17 protein-coding genes and 1 tRNA gene are annotated in these 13,746 nt (G+C 70.0%); 6 read left to right on the top strand and 12 right to left on the bottom strand.

Annotated elements, in window-relative coordinates:
- The first annotated feature begins 61 nt into the window (after positions 1-61).
- Positions 62-544: a DUF6326 family protein gene (locus ACFVTR_RS06605; protein ID WP_387035782.1), complete on the top strand. Its 483-nt coding sequence runs from the start codon at positions 62-64 to the stop codon at positions 542-544.
- A 64-nt stretch (positions 545-608) separates the two neighbouring features.
- On the opposite strand, the gene ACFVTR_RS06610 is transcribed toward ACFVTR_RS06605, so the two are convergent.
- Together ACFVTR_RS06610 and ACFVTR_RS06615 are read right to left on the bottom strand one after the other, a co-directional pair.
- Positions 609-698, bottom strand: a tRNA-Ser gene (locus ACFVTR_RS06610).
- Between the two features lie 4 nt (positions 699-702).
- Positions 703-840: a hypothetical protein gene (locus ACFVTR_RS06615; RefSeq protein WP_387035784.1), complete on the bottom strand. Its 138-nt coding sequence runs from the start codon at positions 838-840 to the stop codon at positions 703-705.
- A gap of 96 nt (positions 841-936) precedes the next feature.
- On the opposite strand from ACFVTR_RS06615, the gene ACFVTR_RS06620 reads away from it, so the two are divergent.
- Both ACFVTR_RS06620 and radA read left to right on the top strand, forming a co-directional pair.
- Positions 937-1,770 (top strand): SGNH/GDSL hydrolase family protein, encoded by an 834-nt coding sequence (locus ACFVTR_RS06620; RefSeq protein ID WP_387035786.1) that lies wholly within the window; start codon positions 937-939, stop codon positions 1,768-1,770.
- A gap of 9 nt (positions 1,771-1,779) precedes the next feature.
- Positions 1,780-3,144, top strand: coding sequence for a DNA repair protein RadA (radA, locus tag ACFVTR_RS06625; RefSeq protein WP_387035788.1), 1,365 nt, complete (start codon positions 1,780-1,782; stop codon positions 3,142-3,144).
- Between the two features lie 144 nt (positions 3,145-3,288).
- On the opposite strand, the gene ACFVTR_RS06630 is transcribed toward radA, so the two are convergent.
- From ACFVTR_RS06630 to ACFVTR_RS06655, 6 genes are all read right to left on the bottom strand, one after another.
- Entirely contained in the window at positions 3,289-3,699 is a 411-nt protein-coding gene (locus ACFVTR_RS06630) for a dehydrogenase (protein ID WP_387035789.1), read from the bottom strand.
- A gap of 56 nt (positions 3,700-3,755) precedes the next feature.
- Entirely contained in the window at positions 3,756-4,382 is a 627-nt protein-coding gene (locus ACFVTR_RS06635; RefSeq protein WP_387035791.1) for a hypothetical protein, read from the bottom strand.
- A gap of 63 nt (positions 4,383-4,445) precedes the next feature.
- The gene (locus tag ACFVTR_RS06640; protein WP_376944194.1) at positions 4,446-4,952 is read right to left on the bottom strand and encodes an amino-acid N-acetyltransferase; all 507 of its coding nucleotides are present in this window, start codon (positions 4,950-4,952) and stop codon (positions 4,446-4,448) included.
- A gap of 57 nt (positions 4,953-5,009) precedes the next feature.
- A complete protein-coding gene (locus tag ACFVTR_RS06645) occupies positions 5,010-5,435 on the bottom strand; it encodes a MerR family transcriptional regulator (protein WP_387035793.1) in 426 nt (141 codons plus the stop codon).
- The gene (locus tag ACFVTR_RS06650) at positions 5,387-5,893 is read right to left on the bottom strand and encodes a hypothetical protein (protein WP_387035795.1); all 507 of its coding nucleotides are present in this window, start codon (positions 5,891-5,893) and stop codon (positions 5,387-5,389) included. Before ACFVTR_RS06650 ends, ACFVTR_RS06645 begins: the two co-directional genes overlap by 49 nt.
- Before the next feature lie 100 nt (positions 5,894-5,993).
- Complete coding sequence (locus ACFVTR_RS06655) at positions 5,994-8,522, bottom strand: ATP-dependent Clp protease ATP-binding subunit (protein ID WP_387035796.1); 2,529 nt, start codon at positions 8,520-8,522, stop codon at positions 5,994-5,996.
- 175 nt (positions 8,523-8,697) lie between these two features.
- Between ACFVTR_RS06655 and ACFVTR_RS06660 the strand changes: the two genes are divergently transcribed.
- Together ACFVTR_RS06660 and ACFVTR_RS06665 are read left to right on the top strand one after the other, a co-directional pair.
- Positions 8,698-9,315 carry a hypothetical protein gene (locus ACFVTR_RS06660; RefSeq protein WP_387035798.1) on the top strand — a complete coding sequence of 206 codons (618 nt, stop codon included), beginning with the start codon at positions 8,698-8,700 and terminating at the stop codon, positions 9,313-9,315.
- The gene (locus tag ACFVTR_RS06665; RefSeq protein ID WP_387035799.1) at positions 9,315-9,548 is read left to right on the top strand and encodes a helix-turn-helix domain-containing protein; all 234 of its coding nucleotides are present in this window, start codon (positions 9,315-9,317) and stop codon (positions 9,546-9,548) included. The genes ACFVTR_RS06660 and ACFVTR_RS06665 overlap by 1 nt, the downstream gene beginning before the upstream one ends.
- A gap of 98 nt (positions 9,549-9,646) precedes the next feature.
- Here the strand turns inward: ACFVTR_RS06665 and ACFVTR_RS06670 are convergent, their stop codons facing one another.
- A complete protein-coding gene (locus ACFVTR_RS06670; RefSeq protein WP_387035801.1) occupies positions 9,647-10,096 on the bottom strand; it encodes a hypothetical protein in 450 nt (149 codons plus the stop codon).
- Between the two features lie 86 nt (positions 10,097-10,182).
- Between ACFVTR_RS06670 and ACFVTR_RS06675 the strand changes: the two genes are divergently transcribed.
- Complete coding sequence (locus ACFVTR_RS06675) at positions 10,183-11,232, top strand: pirin family protein (protein ID WP_387035802.1); 1,050 nt, start codon at positions 10,183-10,185, stop codon at positions 11,230-11,232.
- Positions 11,233-11,260: 28 nt separating this feature from the next.
- Here ACFVTR_RS06675 and cls read toward each other — a convergent pair whose 3' ends face one another.
- The 3 genes from cls to ACFVTR_RS06690 form a co-directional block, all read right to left on the bottom strand.
- Positions 11,261-12,733 (bottom strand): cardiolipin synthase, encoded by a 1,473-nt coding sequence (cls, locus tag ACFVTR_RS06680; RefSeq protein WP_387035803.1) that lies wholly within the window; start codon positions 12,731-12,733, stop codon positions 11,261-11,263.
- Positions 12,734-12,739: 6 nt separating this feature from the next.
- Complete coding sequence (locus ACFVTR_RS06685; RefSeq protein WP_170296129.1) at positions 12,740-12,916, bottom strand: hypothetical protein; 177 nt, start codon at positions 12,914-12,916, stop codon at positions 12,740-12,742.
- A gap of 68 nt (positions 12,917-12,984) precedes the next feature.
- Positions 12,985-13,680: a DUF1684 domain-containing protein gene (locus tag ACFVTR_RS06690; RefSeq protein ID WP_387035806.1), complete on the bottom strand. Its 696-nt coding sequence runs from the start codon at positions 13,678-13,680 to the stop codon at positions 12,985-12,987.
- Positions 13,681-13,746: the final 66 nt, after the last annotated feature.

The following is a 13,746-nucleotide window of genomic DNA, read 5'->3' on the forward strand; positions in this document are numbered from 1 at the left end:
CCGACCGCCCAGACCTACTGGCGCTCCGGCGGACCGACCGCTCGACTCGAAGGAAGAACCGATGACCATCCGAACGAACAGCCCGCGCCCGCTCGACGACCGGCCGATGCCGGTGCAGGCCAAGCTCGCCGCCGCGTGGGCCAGCTTCATGTTCCTCTACGTCTACGTCGACGTCCTCAACTTCTACAAGCCGGGCGTCGTCGACGGCATCCTGAACGGGCTCATGTGGCGGTTCGACGTCAGCTCGACGCTGCTGACCGTCGTCCTCGTGTCCGTTTCGATCCCGGCCATGATGGTCGCGCTCTCCATGACGCTGCCCGCCCTGGTGAACCGCGCCGCGAACCTCGTCGTCGCGTCGCTCCTCATCCCGTACACGATCTTCAACGCGGCAGGGACGACCTGGGAGTGGGCCGGCTTCTACGGCATCTCCATCGGACTCGAGTTGCTGCTCCTGGCCTTCGTCCTGCGCTCCGCCTGGACGTGGCCTCGAATCGCCGCCGTGCCGGCCAGTCCCGCGACGACCGAGCTCCGACAGCCCGTGTAGCGAGATCTCGTACCACTGCCCGGATACAGAAGAACCCCGCGATCATGACGATCGCGGGGTTCTGTGGCGGTACCGGTGGGATTTGAACCCACGGTGCGCTTTCACGCACACAACTTTTCGAGAGTTGCACCTTCGGCCGCTCGGACACGGTACCGGGATCAATAGTAGGCGACGACGCCAAGACTGCCAAAACGAGCGGATGCCACGGGGCCACGGTTCGGTTCGGGCATCGCCGTTTCGGGCACTTCTCCCCTGATCAGCGGCGAGTTCAGCGAGTTCGCGCGCTCGTCGGCCACGTGGCATCCTCGCCGTGATCGTTTCGTCATCGAAAGCCCAGCGGGCGCCCAGCCGGCGCCCAGTCACCTCGAAGCGTGCCTCGATACCGTCGCCGCATGACCACCGCACTGCTCAACTCGGCCTTCGCGCCGCCCCGGCCGCGCACCTCCCCGCGCGCGCTCGCCGCGGGCACCTCGCTCGCGATGTCGACGGTGCTCGGCACGGCGGGCGTGCGCCCCTTCCGCGAGCGGATGGAGCTCCGCCGCGGGGCGCTCAACGACACCCTGCCGGTGCACTCGAAGTGGTGGCGCGAGCATGGCAGGGCCGACGGCGAGCTGCTCTACGTCGCCCTCGGCGACTCGGCCGCCCAGGGCATCGGCGCGACTCGTCCTGATCGCAGCTACGTCGGCGTGCTCGCCGAGGGGATGCGCGCGGCCTCCGAGCGGAGCATCCGCACCGTGAACCTCAGCGTCTCGGGCGCGACGACCGCGCTCGCGGTGCGAGACCAGCTGCCGCGACTGCGCACCCTCGCGCCCGACGTCGTCACGGTCGCGATCGGCGCCAACGACATCGCCGACTGGGATGCCGCGGCGTTCGACCGCAACGTGCGGGCGATCCTCGACGAGTTGCCCGAGCACGCCATCGTCGGCGAGCTGCCCTGCTTCCACTTCCCGCGCAACGAGCGCAAGGTCGCCGAGGCGAACGGGATGCTGCGCGCCGCCGCCCGCTCGCGCGGGCTGGCCGTGGCGCCCCTCCACTCCGCGACGCGTCGTCAGGGCCTGCCGGGCATCCTGACGCAGTTCGCGCGCGACATGTTCCACCCGAACGACGGCGGCTACGCGGTGTGGGCCGAGGCGTTCCGGCCGCTCGTCGCGGCGCGGCTCGACGCGCTCGGGGCGGCCGAGAGACTCGAGCTGCTCGATGCCGTCGATGTCGGAGGCCGCGGCTAGTCTCAGGGCATGGCCCGACCCACCTCCGCGTTCCGTTGCACCGAGTGCGGTTGGTCGACCGTCAAATGGGTCGGCCGCTGCGTCGAATGCCAGCAGTGGGGCACCGTGGTCGAGGCCGCCGAGAAGACCGGCATCGTGCGCGCGGTGCAGGCCGTGCAGCTCGGCGAGGCGCGCACCGCGCGGCCGATCGTCGACGTCGAGACGGCCGACGCCGCCCACCGGCCGAGCGGCATCGGCGAGTTCGACCGGGTGCTCGGCGGCGGCATCGTCGCGGGCGCCGCGATCCTGCTCTCGGGCGAGCCCGGGGTCGGCAAGTCGACCCTGCTGCTCGAGGTCGCCGCGCGCGTCGCCGCGACCGGTCGCCGCGTGCTGTACGTCACCGCCGAGGAGTCGGTGGCCCAGGTGCGGCTGCGGGCCGGCCGCACGGGCGCCCTGCACGACGAGCTCTACCTCGCCGCCGAGACCGACCTCGCGACGATCCTCGGGCAGGTCGACGCCACCCGCCCCGATCTGCTGATCGTCGACTCCGTGCAGACGGTGTCATCCTCGCTCTCCGACGGGCTCCCCGGCCAGCCGAGCCAGGTTCGCGAGGTCGCGTCGACCCTGATCCGCGTCGCGAAAGAGCGACAGCTGCCCGTGCTGCTCGTCGGACACGTCACGAAAGACGGCTCGATCGCCGGCCCTCGGCTGCTCGAGCACCTCGTCGACGTCGTCTGCCAGTTCGAGGGCGACCGCCAGACCGCGCTCCGCTTCGTGCGTGCGCTCAAGAACCGCTTCGGTCCGACCGACGAGGTCGGCTGCTTCGAGATGACGGGCGACGGCATCGCCGAGGTGCCCGATCCCTCGGGCCTCTTCCTCTCGAGCGGCCGCAGCCTCGTGAGCGGCACCTGCGTCACCGTCGCCCTCGAAGGCCGTCGTGCGCTCCCCGTCGAGGTGCAGGCGCTCGTGGTGTCGACGAAGGCGCCCCAGCCGCGTCGCGTGGTCAACGGGGTCGACCCCGCCCGCGTCGCGATGATCATCGCCGTGCTCGAGCGCCGCGCCGGCCTCAAGGCCCTCGGCGAGCACGACGTCTACGTGTCGACCGTCGGCGGGGTGAGGCTGTCCGAGCCGGGTGCCGACCTGGCGATCGCCGTCGCCATCGCCTCGGCCATGCGCGACTCCGCCGTGCCGCACGAGCTCGCCGCCTTCGGCGAGATCAGCCTCGCCGGCGAGGTACGCCCGGTCACCGCCGCCAAGCAGCGCGCCGCCGAGGCGCGACGCCTCGGCTACACGACCATCCTCGATGTCGAGGCGGGCAGCGTGCGCGCGGCCGTCACGCAGGCGATGCTCGTCGCGAACGACGCGCGCACGCGAGAGCTCGACGCCGCGTTCTGAGCGCGGCGCTGAGCACCGTGCGGGGCCAGCCCACGCGGCCGGCTACCGCGTGAACAGGACCAGCCGGCCACCTCGCCCGTATCCGGGCGTGCCGACGCGCTCATCCTGTGCAAGCCCGGCCGTCGGTCGGCAGACTGCTGCCGGTCAGGCCTCGAGCGCCCGCAGCAGCTCGCCGGGCGGGGCCTGCATCGGGTGAGGACCGGCGATGTCCAGGAACACGGTGGTGATCGTCGACTCGTACCGCTTCAGGAACGAGCGCAGCCACGCCGGGCTCTGCAGGCCCACGGCCGGCGGCAGGTTCGCCGGCTTGTTCGCGGCATCGCTGAAGAGCAGCAGCGCGACCTCGCCCGACTTGGGGTCGCGGAACGTCCACACCTCGCCACCGTCGAGCGGCTTGTCGCGCGGGCCGGGCTTGATGAGCGGCACGACCGTGTTGCCGTTGCGCAGCGCGAGCGCGACCGCTGCCATGTCCTGGCGCTCGAGCGCCTCGGCGAGTGCCTGGGAGCGGAACTCGAGCTGTTCGCCCGCGGGCTTCTTGCGTGCCTTGCCTGCCATGCCTCAAGGCTAACGGAGCAGCCGCCGCCGCTCGGCGGCGCCCGTGCGCCTCCGGCTCAGTACAGCAGGAACTGCTTCTGCTCGGCCGACTCGAAGCCGTCGACCGAGACGGCGAGGTGGTACGACGCGCCGCCGGCCGGCACCGCCTCGCGGGGGCCGTCGCAGGTCTCGGGCGTCGACCGCGTGCGGTCCCAGACGATGGGGGCGCTCGAGCTGATCGGCGTGCCCGGGGTGAGCGAGACCTCGGCGTCGATCGCGTCGGTCTGGCAGTCCGTCGAGGTCCAATACACCTCGTCGCCGCTCGTGATGGTGAAGACCTGCGCCTTCGTGCCCGCGTTGAGCACGCAGACGTTCTTGCCGGTGTTCGTGATCTCGACCGAGAGCTGCGGCTGCTCGCCCGCCGCGTACGAGCTCTTGTCGGTGATCGCCTCGACGGTGATCTGCTCGGGACCGCACGGGTCGCCGTCCGCCGCGGTCGGCTCGGTCGGGATGGCCGTCTCAGGTGAGGTCGACTCGGTGGGTGACGACGTCGGCGGGACCTCGCCGCCCTCGCTCGCACCCGGCCGTACGATGATGAGCACGATTGCGACGATCACGGCCACGATGCCGAGCAGCACCAGCAACCGGCGCCGGCGGTACACCTGGGGCGTCTGGCGCCCTGAGGGTGCAGAATTCGTCGACATGGTCACAGGGTACGGCCGCGCGGCCCCGCCCCGAGGCATCCGCCCGGCGCGCCGAGCGGAGTGTCAGAGCCGCTTCAGCATGCGGGTGTTGCCGAGGGTGTTCTGCTTGACGCGTGCGAGGTCGAGGAACTCGGCGACGCCCTCGTCGTGGGAGCGCACGAGCTCGGCGTACACCTCGGGGTCGACGGTCTCTGCACCCATGTCCTCGAAGCCGTGGCGTCCGAAGAAACCGATCTCGAAGGTCAGGCAGAACAGCCGGCTCAGCCCGAGCTCGCGTGCCTCCTGCTCGAGCGCGCTCAGCAGCGCGTGGCCGACGCCCTTGCCGAGCCAAGCGTCGTCGACGGCCAGGGTGCGCACCTCGCCGAGGTCCTCCCACATGACGTGCAGGGCGCCGGCGCCGATCACGCGGCCGTCGGCGTCCTCGGCGACCCGGAACTCCTGGATCGCGCCGTACAGGTCGACTCGTTCCTTGCCGAGCAGGATTCGTCGGCTGACGAGCGGCTCCACGACGTCGATGATCTTCGGCACATCGCTCGTGCGCGCCCGGCGCACGTGGAACTCGGTCGTCATCCGCCCATCGTATTCCCGGTTGCGGTCCGCCCCGGTCGCACGCGAGCTGCGCCGACCTCAGACGACGGCGTCGACCACCGGGCATCGCGGGTGGGTGGGTCCGGTCTCGACGAGCAGCGCGAGCGCGTCGCGGACGCGCCCCAGGTCGATGATCCGCTGCTCGAGCTCGGCGAGCTTGTCGCCCACCTGCCGGGCGACGTCCGAGAAGGTGATGAGCTCGGGTTCGTCGGAGAGCCGGAGCACGTCGCGCACCTCACGAAGCGTGAACCCGAGCTCCTGCCCGCGACGGATGAACCGGACGCGGCGGACCGTGTCGACGGAGAAGTGCCGATACCCCGCCGAGGAGCGCTCGACCGGCTCCACGAGGCCCTCGCGCTCGTAGAACCGAACCGTGCTGATCGCGACGCCGGCTGCCGCGGCGAGCGCCCCGATCGTCAGCGCCGGCGCAGGCGCATCAGCCCGCTGAGCTGCAGAACCAGCCACACGACCTCCCCGATCAGGAACACGACGATCGTCGCGCTCTGCCCATTCAACAGCGCCCACGTCATCCAGAGCGAGAAGAGCAGGCGACCGCCGGTGTCGATCGCGATGAAGCGGGGTTCGGGGCGCAGGATCCGCGCGATCGCCCACATGGTCACCGCGGTGCCGAACATGCTCGTGAACATCAGGGCGGTCGCCCCGAGCTCGGGCAGTTGCGCGCCCGGGAGGTCGAACGCGTCGTGGACCCACCTGGTGAGGTCGAGCAGCGCCGCGGCGGTGAATGGCGTCGCGAAGCCGACGGTCACGACGAGGTCGTAGATCGCCCCGGCTCGGCCCCACCGGGGTCGCGCGAAGCCCGGAACCGGCGTCCGCCCTCGGCTGGAGGCGAGGCCGGGAGAAGCGGTCGGGGCGGTGAGGGCGGTGGGTTCTGCGGTGCCGCCCGAGGCGGTGGAGGTCGTCATACCGTCATCGTCGACCCTGCACCATGGTGCAGGGTCAAGTCGGCCCGGGTACGACGACGGGGCGGATGCCCAAGCATCCGCCCCGTCGTGTCGTTCGCGTCTAGTCGCCCGAAGCGGCCGCGAGGTCGGGCGTCGCCGGCCCCGTGCCGATGGCGGCGTTCGTGTTCACGCCGACGCTCACCGGCAGCTCGCGCTGGGTGGTCGTGAAGATGAACTCGCCGTCCTTGAAGTCGACGTGCACGTGGTCGCCCGAGTTGAGCTCGCCGTGCAGGATCTTCTCCGACAGGCGGTCCTCGACCTCGTGCTGCACCGCACGGCGCAGCGGACGGGCGCCGAGCGCCGGGTCGAAGCCGACCTCGATGAGGCGCTCCTTCGCGGGAACCGTGAGCTCGACGGTCATGTCGCGGTCGAGCATGCGCTCGCTGAGCCGCTTCAGGAAGAGGTCGACGATCTGCAGCAGCTCGGGCTTCGAGAGCTGCGGGAACACGATGATCTCGTCGACGCGGTTCAGGAACTCGGGCTTGAAGTGCTTCTTCAGCTCTTCGTTCACCTTGCCGCGCATGAGGTCGTACCCGGTGCGGGTGTCACCCTCGAGCGCGAAGCCCACGGGGCCGCTCGAGATGTCCTTCGTGCCGAGGTTCGTCGTCATGATGATGACGGTGTTCTTGAAGTCGACGACGCGTCCCTGGCCGTCGGTCAGACGGCCCTCTTCGAGGATCTGCAGGAGCGAGTTGAAGATGTCGGGGTGCGCCTTCTCGATCTCGTCGAAGAGCACCACGCTGAACGGCTTGCGACGAACCTTCTCGGTGAGCTGGCCGCCCTCTTCGAAGCCGACGAACCCGGGAGGGGCGCCGAACAGTCGCGAGACGGTGTGCTTCTCGCCGTACTCCGACATGTCGAGCGAGATCATGGCGGCCTCGTCGTCGAAGAGGAACTCGGCAAGCGCCTTGGCCAGCTCGGTCTTGCCGACGCCCGTGGGGCCGGCGAAGATGAACGACCCCGAGGGGCGCTTCGGGTCCTTGAGACCGGCGCGGGTGCGGCGGATCGTCTTCGACAGGGCGGAGATCGCCTCCTCCTGGCCGATGACGCGCTCGTGCAGCGCCTTCTCCATGAAGACGAGCCGCGACGACTCCTCTTCGGTGAGCTTGAAGACGGGGATGCCGGTGGCCTGCGCGAGCACCTCGGCGATCAGGCCCTCGTCGACGACCGCGGTCGTCTTGACGTCGCCCGACTTCCACTGCTTCTCGAGGCGCAGACGCTCGCCGAGGAGGTTCTTCTCCTCGTCGCGCAGCGACGCGGCCTTCTCGAAGTCCTGCTCCTCGATCGCGGTCTCCTTCGCGGCGCGGACCACGGCGATCTTCTCGTCGAACTCGCGAAGCTCGGGCGGCGACGAGAGGATCGAGAGGCGCAGGCGCGCGCCGGCCTCGTCGATCAGGTCGATCGCCTTGTCGGGCAGGAAGCGGTCGGAGATGTAGCGGTCGGCGAGGTTCGCCGCGGCGACGATCGCGCCGTCGGTGATCGACACCTTGTGGTGCGCCTCGTAGCGGTCGCGGAGACCCTTGAGGATGTTGATCGCGTGGGGCAGCGAGGGCTCGGCGACCTGGATCGGCTGGAAGCGGCGCTCGAGCGCGGCGTCCTTCTCGAAGTGCTTGCGGTACTCGTCGAGCGTCGTCGCGCCGATGGTCTGCAGCTCGCCGCGGGCGAGCAGCGGCTTCAGGATCGAGGCGGCGTCTATTGCCCCCTCGGCCGCACCTGCGCCCACGAGGGTGTGGATCTCGTCGATGAAGACGATGATGTCGCCGCGGGTGCGGATCTCCTTCGTGACCTTCTTCAGACGCTCCTCGAAGTCACCGCGGTAGCGGGAGCCGGCGATGAGCGAGCCGAGGTCGAGCGAGTAGAGCTGCTTGTCCTTCAGCGTCTCGGGCACCTCACCCTTGACGATGGCCTGCGCGAGGCCCTCGACGACGGCGGTCTTGCCGACGCCGGGCTCGCCGATCAGCACGGGGTTGTTCTTGGAGCGGCGCGAGAGGATCTGCATGACCCGCTCGATCTCCTTCTCACGGCCGATCACCGGGTCGAGCTTCGACTCGCGGGCCGCCTGCGTGAGGTTGCGGCCGAACTGGTCGAGGATCTGCGAGCCGCCCTGCGGGGTCTGCTGCTCGTTCGCGCCGACCTGCACCTGCTCCTTGCCCTGGTAGCCCGAGAGCAGCTGGATGACCTGCTGGCGCACGCGGTTGAGGTCGGCGCCGAGCTTGACGAGCACCTGGGCGGCGACGCCCTCGCCCTCGCGGATGAGGCCGAGGAGGATGTGCTCGGTGCCGATGTAGTTGTGGCCCAGCTGCAGCGCCTCGCGGAGCGAGAGCTCGAGCACCTTCTTGGCGCGCGGCGTGAACGGGATGTGCCCCGTCGGCTGCTGCTGCCCCTGGCCGATGATGTCCTGGACCTGCTCGCGCACGGCGTCGAGCGAGATTCCGAGCGACTCGAGCGCCTTGGCGGCGACGCCCTCACCCTCGTGGATGAGCCCGAGCAGGATGTGCTCGGTGCCGATGTAGTTGTGGTTGAGCATCTTGGCCTCTTCTTGGGCCAGGACGACGACACGACGGGCTCGGTCGGTGAATCTCTCGAACATGCTCTACTCCTCACGGCCCCACTGGGCAGGGGACGTCGTTACAACGAGCGTAAACACTCCGGATGCCCCGTGGGCGACTGTTCGCCGTGGGCGCATCACGCTTCGGGGTTGACCCGATCCGCAGGCGACGCTAGCTTAACGATTATCGTTATTATCGATAAACGTTAGGAATGCGATGAGCGCAACCGCCGCACCCCCCATCAGCCGATCCGATACGGTCGCACTCCTGCTGTTCATGGTCGCGGGCGTGGCCATCGCGGCGTGGGGCATCACTGCTGCCGTGCTGCGCATCCTCGAGGTCGCGCCGAATCGCCACGTCGCCGTGGCCGCCGAATTCGTCGGAACCTCTGCAGAAGCACCGATCGGACCCGATGGCGCTCTCGTTGCGGTCGAGCTCGACCGGGCGATCGTGACCGTCCCTTCGCTCCCCGGCGCGTCGTGGGCGTCGCTCATCCTGCAGCAGGTGATCGCCGCAGCGACGATCGGGGTCGTCGTCGCCTGCCTCCTGCTCCTCTGCTGGTCGGTCATGCGCAATCAGGTCTTCAGCCGCCGCAACACCGCGTTGGTGGCGGTGGCCGGCATCACCGGGACCATCGGCTTCGCCGCGGTGCCGTTCTTCGGCAACATGGCGGCGAACGGCGCATTCGTCCGTCTCAGCGACGGCGACTTCGACAACGTCGTGATGACGGTCGACGTGATGCCCCTGTTCTTCCTCGCCTTCCTCGCAGCAATGGCCGCCACGGTCTTCACCGTCGGCGATCGGCTGCGCCGCGACACCGAGGGCCTCGTCTGATGTCGCCCGCCGAGCCCGACGAAGCGACCGACGTGCACTGCCGGCTCGATGAGCTGCTCGAGTCTCGCGGCCTGACGCTGACCCGCCTCGCCGAACTCGTCGGCGTGAGCGTGGTGAACCTCAGCGTGCTGAAGAACGACCGGGCGCGGGCCATCCGCTTCTCGACGTTGCAGGCGGTCTGCGAGGCGCTCGACTGCGAGATCGGCGAACTCCTCGTGCTTCGCCGCGGCTGACGAGACGACGACGGCGGGCCGCCGGGGTCTCCCCCTGCGGCCCGCCGTCGGCCTCTGCGCGGTGCGATCCGATCGCGCGAGGCGGAAGCTTCGCAGTACTACTTGACCGGGACGGTGACCTCGGTGTCCTGCACCTCGACGACGAGCGGCTCGGTCGTCGTGACGTTCATCGGCGTCCAGAAGACGGTGGTGTGCGGCACGAGGTCCATGGTGCACATCTCGTCGGCAGGGCGCTCGACGAGGTCGATCGCGACCCGGTTGCCCTCGCCCGCGGGCTCGACGACGCTGATGCTCTCGCCGACGACCGGGCAGGTCGAGCTGCCCCAGATGGTCACTGCGAGCTGTCCGCCCTGGCCGACCCAAGCGGCCTGCGGCCCGCCCTCGGCGTTCTCCTCCTCGTGACTGCTCTCTTCGCCGTGCTCGGCGACGGGCTCGCCCGGAAAGTTCTCGGCCGCCCGCGTGGGCGGTGCGCACGCGGCGAGGAGGAACACGGAAGCGAGGGCCGCGGCAGCGAGGCCGGCACGACGGAGACGCACGGAGGTAGCCATGCCGCAATGGTATCGGTTCGGCACCTCGCTGCACCGCCTCCGCGCCACTCGAGCGACCGGTCGGCGGCGCGTCATAGGCTGGCGGTATGAGCAATCTCGAGAAGGACCCGCTCGAGCTGCTGTGCCCGCCCGAAGGGCGGCAGGGCCCGGCCGTGCAGGTGCTCGCGCCGCGCGACGTGCCGCTCGGCGGCCCGCGCGCCATGAACGTGCGGCGCACGCTCCCGCAGCGCGGGCGCACCACGATCGGCGCCTGGTGCTTCGCCGACCACTACGGCCCCGACGACGTCGCCGACTCAGGCGGGATGGTGGTGCCGCCGCACCCCCACACCGGGCTGCAGACCGTCAGCTGGCTCTTCGAGGGCGAGATCGAGCACCGTGACTCCACCGGCAGCCGCGAACTCGTGCGACCCGGCCAGGTGAACCTCATGACCGCCGGCCGCGGCATCTCGCACTCCGAGGTCTCCACCCCCGCCACGACCCGCCTGCACGGCGTCCAGCTCTGGGTCGCCCTGCCCGACGCCTCCCGCAACGTCGTCCCGTTCTTCGAGCACGACGAGATCGCCGCGGCGACGGTCGACGACGCGGTCGTCCGGGTGTTCGCCGGGTCGCTGCCCGGCGTCGGCGACGAGGCATCCGTCACGCTCTTCAGCCCGCTCGTCGGCGCCCAGATCGACCTGCCCGCCGGCGGCGAGGCCTGGATCGAACTCGACCCCGCCTTCGAGCACGGCGTGCTCGTCGACGCTGGCCCCGTGAGGGTCACGATCGCCGCGACCGATGACGAGGTCGACGACTCCCCCGTCGACGCCGACGGGCTCACTGTCGCAGGGCACTCGGCGACGCTCGAATGGAGCGAGCTCGGGTACCTGCCGACCGGCCACGAGGGCGTGCGCCTGACCGCGAACGACGGGCCGGTGCGGGTGGTCTTGCTCGGCGGCGTGCCGTTCGGTGAAGAGCTCGTCATGTGGTGGAACTTCATCGGCCGCGACCACGACGAGATCGTCGAGTCGCGCCGGCAATGGCAGTCCGAGGTCATCGGCCGCGACAACCTCGACGGCCGCTTCGGGCGCGTCGACTACGAAGGTGAACCGCTGCCCGCTCCGGAACTGCCGACCGTGCGGCTGAAGCCCCGCGGCTGAGGGCCGCCCCGAGGCATCCGGCGACCGCCTACTGCAGTGCGGAGGTCAGCCGGGCGAGGTTGTCGAGCACCGTCGCACCGAGCGGCTGCTTCAGCCACTCGTCGAGGGTGAGTTCGCGGCTGTCACGCCGGTAGCCGTCCTCGACGGCGCGCATCTCGCGCACGAACGAGCGCCCGCGCACGAGGAGCGACACCTCCATGTTGAGTTCGAACGAGCGGATGTCCATGTTGCTCGAACCGATCACGGCCACATCGTCGTCGATCGTGAAGTGCTTCGCGTGCAGGATGTACGGCGCCTTGTACATGTAGATCTTGACGCCCGCCCGCAGCAGCGCCTCGTAGTACGAGCGCTGCGCGTGGTAGACGAGCGCCTGGTCGCCGATCTCCGAGACGAAGAGCTCGACGTGGATGCCCCGCTGGGTCGCCCCGCTGATCGCGTAGAGCATCGCCTCGTCGGGCACGAAGTACGGGCTGGTGATGATGATCTTCTCCCGCGCCGCGTAGAGCAGCGCGAGGAAGAGCTTGAGGTTGTTCTCGCTGCGGAACCCCGGCCCGCTCGGCACCACCTGGCAGTCGAGGTCCTGGGCCTCGCCGGGCTGCGTGAGCGACTCGGAGAGATCGCGCGTCGGCTCCTCGCCCGTCTCGAGGAACCAGTCGGTGGCGAAGATGGCCTCGAGGCCGGCGACGATCGGCCCCTCGACCCGCGCGACGAGCTCCTTCCACTTCAACCCGCGACGCTGGTTGCTGCGCTTGTTGTAGCTGCGGTCGATGACGTTCTGCGAGCCCATGAACCCCACCTCGCCGTCGACGACGAGGATCTTGCGGTGGTTGCGGAGGTCGGGCCGTTGGTACTTGCCCTTCAGCGGCTGCACCGGGAGCATGAGCTGCCAGCGCACCCCCATCGCATCGAGTCGCGCCAGGGTCTTGCGATACCCCGTGACGCGGCGCGAGGCGATGTGGTCGAGCAGCACCCGGACCTCGACCCCGCGGGCGACGGCGTCGCCCAGCGCCTCGAAGAACGGCTCGGTGGTGGCGTCGAGCGCGAAGATGTAGAACTCGACGTGCACGAAGCGCTTCGCGTCGCGGATCGCGTCGGTCATCGCCGCGAGCGAGCCCGCGTAGTCGCCGATGAGGCTCGCGCTGTTCTGGCCGATCAGCGGCATCGAACCGAGGTTGCGGTTCAGGCGCACCACCCCCTCGAACCAGCTCGGCCACGAGTTCGGATCGCTCACCCGCTCGACGCCGTGCGTGGAGTCGCGGATGTACCGGTCGACCTCGGCCTGCTTCTCACGGCGGTGCTTCGGCAGCTTCGGGTTGCCGATGAGCACGAAGAACAGCACCCCGAGGATCGGGATGAAGAAGATCGCAAGGAGCCACGCCATGCCCGCCGTCGGGCGGCGGTTGCGCGGCACGACGATCACCGCGATGACGCGGACGATGAGGTCGAGGACGAGGAGAAGTGCGCCGACGACGAGCGTCGTCTGCGAGAGCCCCGCCTCCATGCCGGGCTAGGCCGTCGGCCGTTCGCGACCGAGCTTGGCGCGCTCCTCGGCCTCGATGCGCGAATACGCCTTGCGCTCGGTGCGGTCGGCGCGGATGATCGAGCGCATCACGAACCAGAAGATGAGGCCGATGAGCACGGTCGGCGCAAGCGACCAGATCGCGTTGGCCCAGTAGTCGTCCATAGTCCACTCAGGATATATGGCTTCCCTGCGAACTCCACCGACTGCGCCGGGCCCCCGTCAGGCGCCCGTCATCGCACGAGGCGCTCGCCCGCCCGGATCGGCACCGGCCACCGGTTGCCGGGCACCGGCATCACGCAGACGTAGTGGTCCGAGAAGGCGCACGGGGGGAGGTAGGCGCGGTTGAAGTCCACCACGGCCTCGCCGTCGGCGGGCACCGGGAATCGGATGAACCGGAACGCGTGGCTCTCGGCCCCCGCCGTCCCGTCGGCGAAGGCGGCGAAGTACCAGCCGTCGTCCTCCTGCACCGTCAAGGAGAACGGCTCGCCCTCCCACTCGAGTTCGACGATCGCGTCGAACGACTGCGTGGCGGCGTGGTCGTCGACCGACCGCGTCTCGGCGGTGGTGGCCGCACTGCGGACGCGTCCGCGCAGGCGGGCGGCCTCCGAGAACTCGAATCGCTCGATCGACGAGATGCCCCGTGCGGCGGGCGCTCCGGGGTCGAGCACTCGAAGGGCGATCGAACCGTCGCGGGAGAAGCCGCGCAGGAGGAGGCCCTCCGCCTCGAACTGCTGCCCCGGTGCGAGCCGGACGCCGTCGCCGTGCACCTCGCCGTCGCTCACGCTCCAGAGACCCGGCAGCCCGTCGACGGCGGTGGGCTCGGTCGTGAGCCAGTGCGTCGCGGCGAGCGTCGCGACGCCCCACTCGCCCCACACGCGCGTCTCCCGCTCGTCGATCCAGCGCTCGTGCTCCGCTCGCAGCTCCATGCGGGCTCCCGTCCTGTCCCCTCCGCAACGCCGTGTGACGTTCGAGTACATATTGTTACACCATCG

Origin of the sequence: Agromyces sp. NPDC058126 (assembly GCF_042884595.1) — a bacterium.
In the GTDB taxonomy this organism is placed as follows: domain Bacteria; phylum Actinomycetota; class Actinomycetes; order Actinomycetales; family Microbacteriaceae; genus Agromyces.